This is a genomic window from Pseudomonas chlororaphis (genome assembly GCF_001921865.1).
GTDB lineage: Bacteria > Pseudomonadota > Gammaproteobacteria > Pseudomonadales > Pseudomonadaceae > Aquipseudomonas > Aquipseudomonas chlororaphis_D.
This window is the reverse complement of record NZ_MSCT01000002.1, coordinates 222,292-235,493: the sequence shown is the minus strand read 5'-3', so window position 1 is coordinate 235,493 and position 13,202 is coordinate 222,292. Positions and strand designations below refer to the sequence as shown.

Sequence of the window (13,202 nt, the reverse complement as noted above, 5' to 3'; positions counted from 1 at the left end):
GGAACTGGGTTCAAACGGGCGTTCGGTTGTTGATGGCGCGACAGTCTGCTGTGCTGATGCGACAACCTGCCACACGCCGTTCGCTTACCCCCCGTAGCGCTGTTGGCTGTCATTCGAACGCTATGCTAGGTTGGCGCCTCGCCAGGAAAGCCGCTACCAGCAGGAGCGCAATGAACTCATGAGGACCGCACATGGCTGAGGCCACGCCCGCGCTTGAAATCCGCAACTTGCACAAACGCTACGGCTCGCTGGAGGTACTCAAGGGTGTCTCGCTGACCGCACGCGACGGCGATGTGATCTCGATCCTCGGTTCCTCAGGTTCCGGCAAGTCCACGTTCCTGCGTTGCATCAACCTCCTGGAAAACCCGCATCAGGGCCAGATCCTGGTCGCTGGCGAAGAGCTCAAGCTCAAGGCCGCCAAGAACGGCGAACTGATCGCCGCCGACGGCAAGCAGATCAACCGCCTGCGCAGCGAAATCGGCTTCGTGTTCCAGAACTTCAACCTCTGGCCGCACATGAGCGTGCTCGACAACATCATCGAGGCGCCACGCCGGGTCCTCGGCCAGAGCAAGGCCGAAGCCATCGAAGTGGCCGAGGCGCTGCTGGCCAAGGTCGGTATCGCCGACAAGCGCCATGCCTACCCGGCCCAGCTGTCCGGCGGCCAACAACAGCGCGCCGCCATCGCCCGCACCCTGGCGATGCAGCCCAAGGTCATCCTGTTCGACGAGCCGACTTCGGCCCTGGACCCGGAAATGGTCCAGGAAGTCCTCAACGTGATCCGCGCCCTGGCTGAAGAAGGCCGGACCATGCTGCTGGTCACCCACGAAATGAGCTTTGCCCGTCAGGTCTCCAGCGAAGTGGTGTTCCTGCACCAGGGCCTGGTGGAAGAGCAAGGATCGCCACAGCAGGTGTTCGAAAACCCGCTTTCGGCGCGCTGCAAACAATTCATGTCCAGCAACCGCTAACGGAGCAACACGCATGCAGAGCTATAAGAAATTCCTCCTGGCCGCTGCCGCCACTCTGGTGTTCTCGGCCAATGCGATGGCCGCCGAAAAACTGAAGATGGGCATCGAAGCAGCCTACCCGCCGTTCAACAACAAGGACGCCAGCGGCCAGGTCGTGGGCTTCGACAAAGACATCGGCGACGCCCTGTGCGCCAAGATGAAAGTCGAATGCGAAGTGGTCACCTCCGACTGGGACGGCATCATTCCGGCCCTGAACGCCAAGAAGTTCGACTTCCTGATCTCCTCGATGTCGATCACCGACGAGCGCAAGCAGGCGGTGGACTTCACCGACCCGTACTACTCCAACAAGCTGCAGTTCATCGCACCTAAAGACAAGGCCGACTTCAAGACCGACAAGGCCTCCCTCAAGGGCAAGATCATCGGCGCGCAGCGTGCCACCCTGGCCGGCACCTGGCTGGAAGACAACCTGGGCGACGACATCACCGTCAAGCTCTACGACACCCAGGAAAACGCCTTCCTGGACCTGACTTCCGGCCGCCTGGACGCGATCCTGGCCGACAAGTACGTCAACTACGAATGGCTGAAAAGCGAAGCGGGCAAGCCTTACGAGTTCAAGGGCAACCCGGTTGAAGAAAGCGACAAGATCGGCATCGCCGTGCGCAAGAACGATCCGATCCGCGAGAAGCTCAACGCCGCCCTGAAAGAAATCGTGGCCGACGGCACCTACAAGAAGATCAACGACAAGTACTTCCCGTTCAGCATCTACTGATACTGACTGGCCTGCCCGGCGCCCTCCCCGAGGGCGCCGGTCCTTAGCAAAGCCTGCCGCGACTTGAATAACCATCCATGAATATCGATCTCCACGGATTTGGCCCGGCGCTCGCCGCCGGCGCGCTGATGACCGTCAAGCTGGCTCTCTCGGCGCTGTGCCTGGGGCTGGTGCTCGGCCTGCTCGGCGCCCTGGCCAAGACTTCCCCGTACAAGCCGCTGAAATGGCTTGGCGGCATTTATTCGACCCTGGTGCGCGGCGTTCCCGAGCTGCTCTGGGTACTGCTGATCTACTTCGGCACCGTCAACCTGATGCGCGCCCTGGGCGAGTTCTTCGGCAATCCCGATCTGGAACTCAATGCGTTCGCCGCCGGGGTCATCGCCCTCGGCCTGTGCTTCGGCGCCTACGCCACCGAAGTGTTCCGCGGCGCGATCCTCGCCATTCCCAAGGGCCATCGTGAGGCCGGCGTGGCCCTGGGCCTGTCGAAATGGCGGATCTTCACCAAGCTGATCATGCCGCAGATGTGGCGCATCGCCCTGCCGGGCCTGGGCAACCTGTTCATGATCCTGATGAAGGACACCGCGCTGGTGTCGGTGATCGGCCTGGAAGAGATCATGCGTCACTCGCAGATCGCCGTGACCGTGTCCAAGCAACCCTTCACCTTCTACATGGTGGCGGCCTTCATGTACCTGGGCCTGACCGTGCTGGCCATGACCGGCATGCATTTCCTGGAAAAACGCGCCGCTCGCGGCTTTGCGAGGAGCGCCTGATGAACTGGGAAGTGATCATCAAGTGGCTGCCCAAGCTGGCCCAGGGCGCCACGCTGACCCTGGAACTGGTGGCCATCGCGGTCATCGCCGGCCTGCTGCTGGCCATTCCGCTGGGCATCGCCCGCTCGTCGCGCCTGTGGTACGTGCGCGCCCTGCCCTACGCCTACATTTTCTTCTTCCGCGGTACGCCACTGCTGGTGCAGCTGTTCCTGGTCTATTACGGCCTGGCGCAATTCGACGCGGTGCGTAACAGCGCGATGTGGCCGTACCTGCGCGATCCGTTCTGGTGCGCCACCGCTACCATGACCCTGCACACCGCGGCCTATATCGCCGAGATCCTGCGCGGGGCGATCCAGGCCATCCCGCCGGGCGAGATCGAAGCGGCGCGGGCCCTGGGCATGTCCAGGCCCAAGGCGCTGTTCTATATCATCCTGCCGCGGGCCGCGCGCATCGGCCTGCCGGCCTACAGCAACGAAGTGATCCTGATGCTCAAGGCCAGCGCCCTGGCCAGCACCGTGACCCTGCTGGAACTCACCGGCATGGCCCGCACCATCATTGCCCGCACCTACCTGCCGGTGGAGATATTCTTCGCCGCCGGGGTGTTTTACCTGCTGATGTCCTACGTGCTGGTGCAAGGCTTCAAGCTGCTGGAGCGCTGGCTGCGCGTCGAGCAGTGCCAGGGCCGCTGATCCGTTCGCTCCTACCGGCGCACCGTTAACCTGTAGGAGCGAGCTTGCTCGCGATAGCGTCCGCCTAGACACCGCCTGGGATGGCCGCTACGCGGATCGCGAGCAAGCTCGCTCCTACAGTTGCCCCTCCTCCTGCCGAGCCTCCCTGCATGCCCGCCATCCTCCAAGGCCCCGAACTCCTCATCCGCTTCCAGGCCCTGGACCGCTTTCTGCTCGAGCATCAAGCGCTCTGGCGCCCGCGCCCCTTCACCGAGCGCCAGCTGCCGTGGGAAGCCCGGCACCCCGAGCTCGCCCAGTGGTTGCGCCAGCGCAGCCTGGACGACGCCGAGGCCAGCCATAACCACCCCGAACGGCTCGACGCCCCGGCGCCCTTTCCCGCCCTGGCCCAGACCGCCGCCGCGCTGGGCGCCGTGGCCGAGCTGCCGATGCACGAGGTGCCGGACGCCCGCCAGCGTCTCAACGTCGATGTGCCCGGGCGTAAATGGCAACAGATCGAAGCCTTCGCCGCCTGCCTGGATTTCACCCACGCACCCGACCACTGGCTGGACTGGTGCGCGGGCAAGGGCCACCTCGGCCGCCGCCTGCTGCAACCCGGGCAACAACTCACTTGCCTGGAATACGACCCAGCCCTGGTCGCCAGCGGCCAGCAATTGAGCGAACACCATCGGCTGCCGGTCGCCCACCTGCAGCAGGATGTACTCGCCGCCGATGCCGTTACCCGCCTGGACGCCGGGCACACCCCGGTGGCCCTGCACGCCTGCGGCGACCTGCATGTGCGCCTGATCCAACTGGCCAGCTCCGCGGGTTGCCGGCAAATGGCGATTGCCCCCTGCTGTTACAACCGCATCAGCGGTCCGGGTTATCAGCCGCTCTCAGGCCCGACCAAGGCCTCGGCGTTGCAACTGTCCCTCGACGACCTGGGGCTGCCCTTGAGCGAGACCGTCACCGCCGGCGCCCGGGTACGCCGCCAGCGCGACCGCTCCATGGCCCGACGCCTGGGGTTCGACCTGCTGCAACGCCAGCTGCGCGGCGTCGACGAATATCTGCCCACCCCGTCGCTGCCCGCCAGCTGGCTGGACAAACCCTTCGCCGACTACTGTCGCGACCTGGCCGCCCTCAAGCACTTATCCACAGTTGGCGCGCAGGACTGGCCGGCCCTGGAGGCCGCCGGCTGGCAGCGCCTGGCCCAGGTGCGCAACCTGGAACTGCTGCGCGGCCTGTTCCGCCGCCCCCTGGAGCTGTGGCTGGTACTCGATCGCGCGCTGTTTTTGCAGGAACAGGGCTACCGCGTACGACTGGGCCTGTTCTGCCCGGCGCCGCTCACCCCGCGCAATCTGCTGTTGCTGGCGGAGCGTGGATAAAAGTGGATCCATCATCCTATCCAGCCTGTGGATAACTCTGTTGATGAATTCCCGGTAAAGCCACTGAATGCACCTCTTGCAAGGCCAACCCTCTACTGGTCATTTTTTGTTCATAACAATAAATCAGCGGAAAAACAGCCAGTTGCGGCCTATTGAGAACGGATTCACAGAATCGCCCGTAACAACGGCGCAACAGCCGTCGATTGTGCATAAGCGTTAATACCAAAGGACATAACCGCCGAAAACCGGCACCGGGCAAGGCGCAAATTGCGCCTGCCGGCGGCGCTTGTTATACAGACGCAGGCGCCCGCGGCGCGTCCAGGGCCAGAACCTTTGTGACTGACGGGAAAAGACAGTGACGTTCATTTCTTATGCACAGAATTTCGAAGATATCCGCCTGTGGCGCGCGCTCAAGCAGGTCGAACACGGCTTCTACATCGACGTCGGCGCCAATCACCCCACCGCCGACTCGGTAACCCGCGCCTTCTACGACCGCGGCTGGAGCGGTATCAACGTCGAACCGGTGCCGGCCTACTACCAGGCCCTGTGCCAGCAGCGCCCCCGAGACACCAACCTGCAATGCGCCGCCGGCGACAACGCCCAGGCCCTGACCTTCTACGGCATCGCCGACACCGGCCTTTCCACCCTCGACCCGGCCCTGGCCAAACAGCATCAGGACGCCGGCATGCAGGTGCAAACCCAGACCGTCAGCTCGCGAACCCTGAGCGACATTTGCGCAAGCCATGTCGACGGTCCCATCCATTTCCTCAAGATCGACGTCGAAGGCCACGAAGAAACCGTGCTGCGCAGCATGGACTTCAGCCGTTGGCGCCCGTGGATCCTACTGATCGAAACCCCGTGGGAACGCAACCAGACCTGGGAAACCCTGGTCACCGACGCCGGCTACCACCCCGTGGTGTTCGACGGCATCAACACCTTCTACCTGGCCGAAGAACACCTGAACCTCAAGGGCGCCTTCGACCTGCCGCCCTGCAACCTCGACGAATTCCAGTTCAACCCCGACCACCGCTTTGTCGTCCCCCCCACCGAGCTGCAACAAGCCCTGATCGCCGAACGCCAACGCGCCGACCGCGCCGAAGCCGCCCTGCATGCCCTGCGCAACAGCCGCTCCTGGCGCGCCCTCGAAAAACTCAAGAAAGTGCTGGTCCGCGGCTAAGCCTTGGCACAAAGCAAAAATAGTCAGATTTCAGGGGTTTACAGAACCCCGCCAATCGCTATAATCGTCGCCCACACGCCGGTATAGCTCAGTTGGTAGAGCAACTGACTTGTAATCAGTAGGTCCCGGGTTCGACTCCTGGTGCCGGCACCATATAAATCAAGGGCTTGCAGCGATGCAGGCCCTTGTTTTTTGCCTCAGACGTAACAAGCGACGTAATAAGCGGCCTTTCACCAGGTTACGAGCACGCGCCGCTGAACGCCCCCCGCCTACGCGGTTCCCCCGTTTTATGTTGACCCATGGGGAAAAGGTAATTTTGGTAATTCATTTTTTGAAACGCTTTAAAAGCCTTTAAAATCAATTAGTTAGGTAAACTTATTAAAGGTAATAATAGGGTAATTTCTTAGTAATCAGATTACCTTTTACCTAGGTTAGATCCTTACCTTATAAAGTCCTTTAAAATCAGTGTCTTACGGAAAAATTACCTTTTCAATTACCCTAAATTACCTTCTCTGGTAATCGCTCAAAGCCACGTCGCACAAGGCTTACAGGCCCCTCCCGCTACCAAATTCCCAAAATTACCTTTTTCCCAGCCCTCATCTGGAAATGGCCATCTGACAGCCTGAAAAAACATGGCCGCAGACTCATCGGCTCCATTTTCGGAGAACGGATCTGGCTCGCTTACCAGGTAGAAAACGAGTGCAGTTGTGTGAAAGCACTGCGAGAGCCAAAATCGGGCTGCAGCCCTCAACTGACGGGCGTTGCAGCTGAATTGCCGTGGCTCGCTGACACAGCTCAGCTCCAGCCGAAACAGACCGATCGCAAAATGGAAAACTCGCTCAAACCGACGTTTTCCAGTTTTTCGCCCAGCAGAACCGGGGTCTGCAGCGATTGCCCGCCCAAGGCTATACAGAGCCCCGCTGTGCAACCGTGCTGCACTTCTCTTCCAAAATTTGCAAACCGTGAAATGAGCGATCGCCTGTGAAGCCCCACGGCCGGCCTGGGCTGCAGGGTCGCTTGCACTACTTTTGAATTTGCACAAAAAAAGGACGCAAGGCCCGTCGGCGGGAGGGGGATAAGTGTTTTTCCAGATGGTTTTCTTTAATAGAGACACTATTGACGCCACTGACACAAATGCGGGCGGGATCAGCTAAATCGGCATACTGCACACACGAAGTGTCGATATGCGTCTCAATCTATATAGCTTCGTGCAAATACGTGTGGATTCATGTTGATTCGTGTTGTGCCAACTGGGCGGGTTGAGCCAGAATGCCCCCTCAAGCGATGGACCGCCTTGGTATCCAGCGAGGGTCAAAGACCTTCCACCACTGCCGGTACGCTTCGCGTAACCAATGTGAGCTTTGAGCTTCAAACAGGCAGGAGAGACTGGGTGCTGAGTGACGCAGATAGCAGGCTTTCGGTTGTCATTTTTGAACTGATCAAAAAAGCAACGAACCAGCAAGTCGTTAGAGACTTCCTCAAGGAAAGGGGCGTCGCTACGTCTGGAAACTGGGACGAGTTGTACGAAAAGCGCATCCTGCCGGCCCTGAGGCAAAGTATTTTCACTGTTACCGATCTGCGCGCGCTTTTGCAGACGGTTGAAGAATATGGTCGCCAACACACTTTTTTATATCAATGCACTCCTGAACGAGCCCAGGGACTGATCAACCCAGTACGGGTGCGTGCAATTGCGCGCGAAGAAAACCTCGGCGCACTACTAGACACTCCACTGGACATTGATTTCCCAGACTCCCCCACAATAGTTGATATACGCGTATTTCACCCTGACCCTAATTTAATACCTGTAAGCTTAACGATAAAAATCATCGAAAAGCGCATAACTAAAGTTTTTGAATCAGAATCAATCGATCACGACGCAGGCACTATTACAAAAAAATATAATTTTACTGAAAAACGAGCGGTAAATATTGCAACCTTAAATCATGAAGGTTTGTTAGAACTTCGCATTGCCTCGCAGGACAACTCAACCAAGTACACTAACTTGGTAAGAGATATGTTAATGAGAATACGTAAATTTATACCGATCGATGGATTTGGTACAACGTCTCTGGGCGCGGCAAAGGACAAGATATTAAAAGATAGAGCCGCACTCGCTCATGAGTTTCGTTATAGCAACTCCACAGCTGTAAATGATCTTGGCGCAGTGCTGCAAATTTCTTCGTCGTCCCAAGACGACAACCTTTCGTCTGATAACGGCTCGATGGCAGCAATTGACAGCTTCTTGGCAGGCGACGGCCATGTGACGGGAGCAAACGTTTACGCTAAGATACCAGATACGGACCCGCAGCGTGAAATTCACCTGTTGTTGGGTGGTGATATTAACGAGTTCGCAGTCCCAGGTGCATGCTCCGCAGGAGACTATTCTTATGTACGCGGAAAAGTTATCTCCCTTAATACGTAGTTTTCCTCAAGATGCGGAAGCTCTACGTAGAATGGAGAAATTTCTGTGCGACTTCGAAGATCGGAGAGCTGATGACTTGCCGAGGATGCGACTCAATCCGTCACGAATGTTCGATATCTTACAGGCTGGCAGTAGCTCTCGCTTGTCGAGGGTAATTGCCATCCTGATTGAGGGGCAAGTTTTCCGCCGTCAGGTACTGGTGCGTTTCCCTTCAGGATCCGGCCTAACGTTTGCATCATATTCAGAGCTTCCACCTGTCGTTCGAGATCCTGTACAGGATATCGAGGTTCAAGTGACAGAAGACAATATTGAACCGTCTTATATTTTGGTGACCAATGAGGCCAGCTGAAGTATTTGAACGATTCAATTTAACTTGGAACGACACACTGCCGAACGCAAGAGTCAGACAAATTCAATTGATGAAAGAACAACTTCCGAAGGAGCACTGGGAGTTGGTCGATAGCATGCTCGATGCAAAGTTATCGGGAATTCAAGACAATCCTCAAGCTACTGTAGTTTTCCTGATTCATGGAATACAGACAGACGGCGCTTGGCACAAACTAGTAGAAAAAGAACTAAGTAGTTTGCCACATACCAACGTTGAAGGACTTGGTTACGATTTCGTTTCAGGTTTTCAGTTGGCATCCCCGGTTCGCAATACACCGATACAGAAAATAGCTCAATCTATTCGCGAAGCTAAGTCCTTGGAGCCTAATGCTCAGTTCATGGTTATCGCACATAGCTTTGGTAGTTATATTTTAAGTCGCATCCTGGCTACATCTACCGATATTAGCTTTAGAAGAATCATACTATGCGGCTGTATTGTCCCCACTAGTTACCCTTGGGGTCTATATACCAAGGAAATGGAAAAGCGCTCTATACTTAACGATGTAGGAACTCGCGACTTTTACCCGGTGCTCGCCACTTTCTCCAGCTTTGGTTACGGCAGTTCTGGCAGAAAAGGCTTTCAAGTTCCTCACATTAAAGATAGATACTTCGACTATGGCCACAGTGACTTTTTTGAACCAAAAAACAATCACATTGCACAATATTGGAAACCATTTATAGCTGACGGCAACATTGTAGAGTCCGACTGGGATCAGGAAAAGCCAAAGCTGACAAATACAATAAACATGTTGACCCATCCATGGATTGGACGTTCAATTTTTTATGCCGTAATTATTGGCACCCTAGCCGCATATTACGTCTGGTAAATTCCTATTCAATTACAGAGTTACCCCTTTCAACTGTGTAGATAGAGTTGCCGCCTTCGCAGCATCTGCGGTGAACGCTGCAGCATTGCCCGGTGGTGGTGTTGGCCCATGGGTATGGCCTGCGAGCTGAGTGTTCATCTCTTGCACCAGGTCGAGTAAGTCGCCCAGGATCTGCAGCACATTGACCGACTCCGACCCCAACCAGGTCTTGGGCGCCAGCAGGCGCTGACTGACTGCCGCCACACTCCGGCGCAGGCCCTGGATCTGCTCCTGCATGTCGCCACCGATCACAGCGTTATGCTTCTGGCCCACCACCAAGTTGAGATCCCGGCCCGTCGCCTGGTGCAGATCGTCCACGGCCGCCAGGCTCGCGGATCCGCCCGACAGCAGCTTGAGTGCGCCCAGCGCCTCGATCGTCTTGATCCCACCCACCGACTCAGTCGAATGGTCGTCGATCGTCTGCGCGTGGTTCTGGTAACGCTCAGTGTTGCCCAGAGCTTCCACTTCGCGCTCGATCGCCTTGTCCTGGATCTTGCCATCGGTCTGGCGTAACCAGTTGCCGTCCGCATCGACGCGCTGCTGGCAGGCCTCGCTGTGCTGCCAGACCTGGTCGCCTTTCGGAACCCGGGGCATGCTTAGGCCGTGAGGGAGAATCGTCTGTATGTAGGGCTTGTGCGGTAGCCCGTAGGCGAAACACACCACCACCGCGGTGTTCTCCTCGGGGAAGGCATAGATGCCCATTTCCTCGCCGCCCGTAGGTAGCGGCAGCGGTACGCCGGCGAGGATTGGCAGCGACGTGTCGGGCTCGCCATCCGGCCCCAGGACCTGGATATCCACCGCGTAGCGCGGCCGGAAGTCGTCGCAGATCCCCGCGGCCGCCGGCGCATCGGCGACACCGACCACCCGGGCGAAGCGTGGCAGGTGGTAGCCGCCGGTCAGTTCCGGAAATTGCCGCTCTACGCTGCGGCGGATTGCGTCGTCCATTTGATCGCCATTTGACTGTGAACCAGCGTCACGTTTGTGATGCGCTCGCCCTGGTTGATTGTTGCACCTGGTCGCAACCCGGGAAGGGCCGCGACCATCGCGCTTTGATTACCCTGGTAGCCGTCGAACAGCTCGATCGGCAGTTGCAGCGGCGCCCGTGCGCCGAAGAAGCTATCCGCCCAACTGCCCACGAAGACTTCGCCGTCGCCCTGTTGCTGCCAGATGAAGTCGGGGATGTTGAACACCCGGGCCAGGCTGTCCATCGCCTGATAGCCGGCCGCCAGGCTGTAGAAAAACGGGGCCTTGACGCTTGCATAGGATCGTTCCGGAACACGAAAACAGAGCCCGGTCTGCTCGCTGATCTCGCCCAGGACCGCGCGCAGATCGACATGGCGCAGGTTCAGCGGCAGCGGGTTGCCCAGGATCGCGGCGACCTCCCGGCAGAACAGCACCTGCTGTACGCTGTTGGCGCCGGTGCAGCGTTCCACGTAGCCGATAAAGTGGCGCTGCAGGGTGCTTTCGTTGTACCCGATATCGAGCGTCACCAGCCCTTTGACCGGGCCGCTGGCCTGGATTGTGAACGTTGCCCGGCCGGGGTTTCTCAGGTCCAGACGTACCTCGTCCTTGACTAGGACATAAGGCTTACCGGCGACGGTCAACACCTTGTGCAGTTTCATGGCGAGCCCACCCCGCCGATATAGTCGTCCAGCTTTTTCAGGGTCTTCTCGAAGCCCGAAAGCTCCTGAGAACCGCCCGAGCCATCGGCACCGCCGCCGCTGCCGACGGCCGCACCCGGTCCCGATTGAGCCGTGACCTTGTTCCCTGGGCGCCGGCCCTCGACTTTCTCCGGGTTCGATACCTTTTCTGTGAGCGTGAACTGAATCCGCCAGGCGCTGAGCGTGTCGTCCTCGCGGGCGCTGACCCCTTCGGCGAACTGCACCTGGCGAATACCGAACGCGGCGGCGGTGTCGTTCACGACCCTATAGGTCTTGAGCTGCCCGCCGCCGGCAGTGGCCTCGGCCAGGCGCATCAGGTCGCTGAGCTGCGAGCGATCGACAAACGGAATCGTCAGCGAGACGGTCAGGGTCTTGGGCTTGAAGCCCTTGTGGGCCTTCTCGGTGTTGCTGGTCTGCCCTGACATGTCGTCGCTTTCAATACGCAGGTTGGCGGTGATTTTCAGGAACTTGCCCTGCACCTGTTCCCCATCGAGCAGCAGCGTCATAGGCCCACCAGTTCACGAACGAAGCTCAGGCCCTTTTCAGAGCCCACCAGCAGCGCGCCGGCACTCAATACCCATTCATGCCCGGGCGGCTCGCCTTCCAACAGCCCACGACGCAGCTCGGCCGCGTTCCCTGGGCCGATCAAACGGGCCCGCATGCTGCTGTCACTGCCGCCGCCGCTGAGCAGGGCTTTCAGGTCGTTCAACTGCTGGTCGCGGCCCTGCTGCTGTGTGGCCTTGCGGCTGGCCAGCGCGGCCAGATCGCCCATCGGTGACCCGTCGGCCGCGTAGCTCTCAAGCACAGCGAGCTGGCCGGCCATGGACTGCTGAGCGGCTTTCAACACGGTGCAGCGTTCCAGGGGCAGCGCCTGCCAGCGCGGCAGCGTGCCGGGCGTGGAGATCTCCCACTTTTCAGCCTCAAGCTTCGACAGGTGGCGCGCGCGGCGCTCAGTTCGCACCAGGTCCGGCATCGGTAGCAGCGCGTTGAAGCGCGCCAGGCTCGCGGCGAGCTGGTCGAAGCGCGTAGCCAGGAACAGCAGGCACAGGGCGTACTGTTCCTGGGCGGGCCGGCCGGGGTCGCTCGCGTCCACCAGCTTGTTGCCCAGTTGCTGCAGCAAGTTGGGCGCGGACAGAAAACGCTGGTAGCCGTGACCTTGGCCAACACCACTTTGGAAAGGTGTTACCACCAGGCAGGCCGGCGCCTCGCCCATCTGTTCGGACAGCGCGGCACGTCCAGCAGCGATCGCGCCCTGGGCGGCGTTACCCACGGGGCCGGGGTTGGTGCTGGCCAGGCCCTGCAGGCCGGCCAAGCGTAGGCCGGTGCTCGCCAGCTCGCTGCCGGCCAGATCCTGGGCGGCGGACAACTGCCCCATCCATTGCGTGGCCTGCTCGGGCCAGCGCATCGATACGGCTGGCCAGGTCATGCCGGCGGCGTCCATTCGATCGCCTGCATGGCCTTCAACTTCTTGCCTTTCAGGGCGGTGGCCAGCGCCTGTTTCAGGTCGTTGGCATGCTGCAGGGCCGCCTGCTGAAAACGCACCTGGTCTTGGCCGACTTCGCGCAGTTGCTGGGCGGTGTGCGGCCGGAATTCGCGCACCTGGTCAACGTCGGAACAGGCGTAATCGGAATCCAGGCCACTGATAATCAGGCTGGTCAGGTTGAGCTGGTCGTCCATCGCATTGCTGTAGTGATGTACCGCGCCTAGGGCGCGGGAGGTAAAACCGCCCTCGATGTACTGGCTGCACCCGCTGTTGATCGCCTGCAGCTTCTGCTTGTAGAGCGCATCCAGGATCGCCCCGATATCGTCCACCCACTCGCCGTTTTTCCAGACCTGGTCGGGCCCGGGCTGCTTGGTGGTGTACCCGCTGGGGATCGGCCCCACCCCGTTGAGCGTCTGCGGCTCGCCCGTGGTGGTGCTGTAGATAATCAGGCCGTTGAAGAAGTCCACCAGTTGCCACTGGCCGTCCGCCCAAAGGGCAGATTTATGTTCGGGAATGGCTGGCGGGGCTGTCTCGGTGCAACCGCCCGGGATCAGGAACACCCCGGGTTCTTGTGGCGACTCGGTGGCCTCTACAGTGCCGACATAGAGCCCTAGCTGATTGGTTTGATAGACGGTTTTCGTGTTCATGGTCG

Annotated in this window: 13 protein-coding genes and 1 tRNA gene; 9 read left to right on the top strand and 5 right to left on the bottom strand. The window is 59.3% G+C overall.

The genetic code is table 11. From position 1 onward, the window contains the following. Positions 1 to 191: 191 nt before the first annotated feature. The 9 genes from BTN82_RS01385 (at position 192) to BTN82_RS31440 (ending at position 9,367) form a co-directional block, all read left to right on the top strand. Positions 192 to 965: an ABC transporter ATP-binding protein gene (locus BTN82_RS01385; protein ID WP_075117393.1), complete on the top strand. Its 774-nt coding sequence runs from the start codon at positions 192 to 194 to the stop codon at positions 963 to 965. 13 nt (positions 966 to 978) lie between these two features. Further along, positions 979 to 1,734, top strand: a complete 756-nt coding sequence (locus tag BTN82_RS01380) for an ABC transporter substrate-binding protein (RefSeq protein ID WP_075117392.1) — start codon at positions 979 to 981, stop codon at positions 1,732 to 1,734. 77 nt (positions 1,735 to 1,811) lie between these two features. After that, positions 1,812 to 2,504 (top strand): ABC transporter permease, encoded by a 693-nt coding sequence (locus BTN82_RS01375; protein WP_075117391.1) that lies wholly within the window; start codon positions 1,812 to 1,814, stop codon positions 2,502 to 2,504. After that, positions 2,504 to 3,193, top strand: a complete 690-nt coding sequence (locus BTN82_RS01370) for an ABC transporter permease (RefSeq protein WP_044460683.1) — start codon at positions 2,504 to 2,506, stop codon at positions 3,191 to 3,193. The genes BTN82_RS01375 and BTN82_RS01370 overlap by 1 nt, the downstream gene beginning before the upstream one ends. A 149-nt stretch (positions 3,194 to 3,342) precedes the next feature. After that, entirely contained in the window at positions 3,343 to 4,554 is a 1,212-nt protein-coding gene (locus BTN82_RS01365) for a methyltransferase (RefSeq protein WP_075117390.1), read from the top strand. A gap of 355 nt (positions 4,555 to 4,909) precedes the next feature. Further along, positions 4,910 to 5,731, top strand: coding sequence for an FkbM family methyltransferase (locus BTN82_RS01360; RefSeq protein ID WP_075117389.1), 822 nt, complete (start codon positions 4,910 to 4,912; stop codon positions 5,729 to 5,731). 77 nt (positions 5,732 to 5,808) lie between these two features. Next, positions 5,809 to 5,884: transfer RNA gene (locus BTN82_RS01355), tRNA-Thr, on the top strand. A 1,075-nt stretch (positions 5,885 to 6,959) separates the two neighbouring features. Further along, on the top strand, positions 6,960 to 8,153 hold the full coding sequence (locus tag BTN82_RS01350; protein WP_261792923.1) for a hypothetical protein: 1,194 nt from the start codon (positions 6,960 to 6,962) through the stop codon (positions 8,151 to 8,153). A gap of 419 nt (positions 8,154 to 8,572) precedes the next feature. Continuing rightward, positions 8,573 to 9,367 (top strand): hypothetical protein, encoded by a 795-nt coding sequence (locus BTN82_RS31440; RefSeq protein ID WP_261792922.1) that lies wholly within the window; start codon positions 8,573 to 8,575, stop codon positions 9,365 to 9,367. A 12-nt stretch (positions 9,368 to 9,379) separates the two neighbouring features. On the opposite strand, the gene BTN82_RS01335 is transcribed toward BTN82_RS31440, so the two are convergent. Genes BTN82_RS01335 through BTN82_RS01315 form a run of 5 tightly spaced genes read right to left on the bottom strand, consistent with a single transcriptional unit; the run spans position 9,380 to position 13,197 of the window. Beyond that, positions 9,380 to 10,351, bottom strand: a complete 972-nt coding sequence (locus BTN82_RS01335) for a hypothetical protein (RefSeq protein ID WP_075117386.1) — start codon at positions 10,349 to 10,351, stop codon at positions 9,380 to 9,382. After that, positions 10,324 to 11,028 (bottom strand): hypothetical protein, encoded by a 705-nt coding sequence (locus BTN82_RS01330; RefSeq protein ID WP_075117385.1) that lies wholly within the window; start codon positions 11,026 to 11,028, stop codon positions 10,324 to 10,326. The genes BTN82_RS01335 and BTN82_RS01330 overlap by 28 nt, the downstream gene beginning before the upstream one ends. Then, complete coding sequence (locus tag BTN82_RS01325) at positions 11,025 to 11,573, bottom strand: DNA-binding protein (protein WP_075117384.1); 549 nt, start codon at positions 11,571 to 11,573, stop codon at positions 11,025 to 11,027. The genes BTN82_RS01330 and BTN82_RS01325 overlap by 4 nt, the downstream gene beginning before the upstream one ends. After that, positions 11,570 to 12,493 carry a hypothetical protein gene (locus BTN82_RS01320; protein ID WP_075117494.1) on the bottom strand — a complete coding sequence of 308 codons (924 nt, stop codon included), beginning with the start codon at positions 12,491 to 12,493 and terminating at the stop codon, positions 11,570 to 11,572. The genes BTN82_RS01325 and BTN82_RS01320 overlap by 4 nt, the downstream gene beginning before the upstream one ends. Further along, positions 12,490 to 13,197: a hypothetical protein gene (locus BTN82_RS01315; RefSeq protein WP_075117383.1), complete on the bottom strand. Its 708-nt coding sequence runs from the start codon at positions 13,195 to 13,197 to the stop codon at positions 12,490 to 12,492. The genes BTN82_RS01320 and BTN82_RS01315 overlap by 4 nt, the downstream gene beginning before the upstream one ends. Positions 13,198 to 13,202 lie beyond the last annotated feature (5 nt).

Bases quoted from the DNA above. Each gene is read 5' to 3' on its own strand.
- BTN82_RS01320 (WP_075117494.1), bottom strand. From the start codon at position 12,493: ATGACCTGGCCAGCCGTATCGATGCGCTGGCCCGAGCAGGCCACGCAA.
- BTN82_RS01330 (WP_075117385.1), bottom strand. From the start codon at position 11,028: ATGAAACTGCACAAGGTGTTGACCGTCGCCGGTAAGCCTTATGTCCTA.
- BTN82_RS31440 (WP_261792922.1), top strand. From the start codon at position 8,573: ATGAAAGAACAACTTCCGAAGGAGCACTGGGAGTTGGTCGATAGCATG.
- BTN82_RS01380 (WP_075117392.1), top strand. From the start codon at position 979: ATGCAGAGCTATAAGAAATTCCTCCTGGCCGCTGCCGCCACTCTGGTG.
- BTN82_RS01370 (WP_044460683.1), top strand. From the start codon at position 2,504: ATGAACTGGGAAGTGATCATCAAGTGGCTGCCCAAGCTGGCCCAGGGC.
- BTN82_RS01335 (WP_075117386.1), bottom strand. From the start codon at position 10,351: ATGGACGACGCAATCCGCCGCAGCGTAGAGCGGCAATTTCCGGAACTG.
- BTN82_RS01315 (WP_075117383.1), bottom strand. From the start codon at position 13,197: ATGAACACGAAAACCGTCTATCAAACCAATCAGCTAGGGCTCTATGTC.
- BTN82_RS01350 (WP_261792923.1), top strand. From the start codon at position 6,960: ATGTTGATTCGTGTTGTGCCAACTGGGCGGGTTGAGCCAGAATGCCCC.
- BTN82_RS01365 (WP_075117390.1), top strand. From the start codon at position 3,343: ATGCCCGCCATCCTCCAAGGCCCCGAACTCCTCATCCGCTTCCAGGCC.
- BTN82_RS01375 (WP_075117391.1), top strand. From the start codon at position 1,812: ATGAATATCGATCTCCACGGATTTGGCCCGGCGCTCGCCGCCGGCGCG.
- BTN82_RS01385 (WP_075117393.1), top strand. From the start codon at position 192: ATGGCTGAGGCCACGCCCGCGCTTGAAATCCGCAACTTGCACAAACGC.
- BTN82_RS01325 (WP_075117384.1), bottom strand. From the start codon at position 11,573: ATGACGCTGCTGCTCGATGGGGAACAGGTGCAGGGCAAGTTCCTGAAA.